At 40.5% G+C, this 1,338-nt stretch carries 1 protein-coding gene and 1 pseudogene; both read right to left on the bottom strand.

Annotated elements, in window-relative coordinates; translation table 11 throughout:
- Positions 1–537, bottom strand: a pseudogene (locus CDG77_RS34940) (hypothetical protein); the annotation flags it as partial.
- A 420-nt stretch (positions 538–957) separates the two neighbouring features.
- Positions 958–1,338 (bottom strand): amino acid kinase family protein (locus tag CDG77_RS34935; RefSeq protein WP_442946471.1); only part of this gene is annotated, 381 nt, incomplete at its 5' end.

The raw sequence follows: 1,338 nt of genomic DNA, 5'->3' as shown, positions 1-1,338 counted from the left end.
CGACGGCTGCTTCTCCTTCCCCCTCCTCACAATGATTATCATTCTTGTATTTGGTGATTTTATTGCTTGGAAGTCCCTAATTGGATCGCGGGCTAATGCAACAGATATTAACCCATAGGGGTCAGTTTTGGTGATTTTCACTCTTTGGAGTAACACCGCCTCTCCCAAGCCCAAGTGAAATTGCTTAAGTTGACGTGGTGGCTGACCTCCACACCAAACCCACAAGTCATTTTTGCCTCGAATCCGGTAATGCCACCCTAATTCTTCTGTAAGATAGCGCAAGAGGTGGGTATCAATAAAAGCTCTATCAGCAAGAAACCTGACTTCTACACCAGTTGGTATAAGGCGTGAGACTCGACGTAATAATGGCTGGTACACTTCAAAAGAAATACTGCTACTTTTATGACGTAGTACTCGCCATCCCATCGGTACAGCACGTCCACGATATTCCACACATACTCGTACTATACAATACTCATTCCACAGCATTGTGGTATCTAAAATTAGTACCATGACTTCCTGTTTCCAGTCTTTCACCGCAGAGCGGATGATGGCTCCATAAACGGAATATACTTGTTGATACAGAAAAAAATGATACTGATAACTCTTAAGTTTCTTTAACTAGCTATCTCTAAAAGGTTGTGACTTCATCGTTCAATATTTCAACTTTGCTAGAAAATGTTATTACCTTGATTAAGTGCTTTACATCTGGGGCAGTAATTGGACTAGTGATTGCTGTAATGTATTGGTATTGGTACGCAACCTATTTTGGGTATTCACTACCTTTAACCAGAGGCATTACAGGGTTCACATCTGGGTTCGCAGAATTTTATTCGTGGGATAGATTCATAGCTGCCTTCAGCAAGAACTGCCCTCTGCCTTTCTCGATGAGTTATCTCAAAAAGATTAAGGGTAAGTAATTCGGATTAACTACCAACAGTTTTGAAATCATTTTAGTTAAAATGCCCTAATTAAAGTGCCTAGAGTTGGCGTACCTAAAACTGAAGAGGCTAAATTCACTGGGATATTCCCATCAATTATCCAGCAGTCAATCCCTAAACTAGAAATAGCCAAAAACTCCTCAACTTTCTTAGCCATCCCGCCAGTAACATCTACTGATTTGCTCTTGCCCAAGAAAGGTTTAATCTGAGAATAGTTAGCTTGAGTAATATTGGAAACTACTTGCCCATCTTGATCATATACACCTGCATAATTCCCAACATTTATTAGTCGAATTTTAAACTTGCCTTGAAGATAGAAGTATTTCGCTAGTTCTGCAAGCATTGCATCTGTCGAGAGGACAGTACCACCAATAGCTTGATCTAGAACGACATCACC

Source organism: Nostoc sp. 'Peltigera membranacea cyanobiont' 213, from assembly GCF_002245975.1.
In the GTDB taxonomy this organism is placed as follows: Bacteria; Cyanobacteriota; Cyanobacteriia; order Cyanobacteriales; family Nostocaceae; genus Nostoc.
This window is presented reverse-complemented; position numbering and strand designations above follow the sequence as displayed.